Source organism: Cedecea sp. B1(4), assembly GCF_059414925.1.
Map to the genome: position 1 here is coordinate 1 of NZ_JCAHMZ010000062.1, position 230 is coordinate 230.

Annotated in this window: 1 protein-coding gene; it reads left to right on the top strand. The window is 17.8% G+C overall.

Annotation, left to right across the window (positions count from 1 at the left end; genetic code table 11):
- On the top strand, positions 1-230 hold a 230-nt coding region (locus ACR6JA_RS22125), incomplete at both ends, for a hypothetical protein (protein ID WP_494599530.1).

A 230-nucleotide genomic window follows, 5' to 3' on the forward strand; every position in this document is an offset into this window, starting at 1 on the left:
AAAAAAAAAAAAAACAAAATTATAAAAAAAAACCCAAAAAAAAAAAAAAAAAAAACCCACAAACAAATAAAAAAAAAAAAAAAAAAAACCCCCCACCCAACCAAAATAAAAAAAAAAAAAAAAAAAAAAAACACAAAAAAATAAAAAAAAAAAAAAAAAAAAACACAAAAAAAAACCCACAAAAAAAAAAACCCACAACCAAACAAAAACAAAAAAAAACCCACAAACAA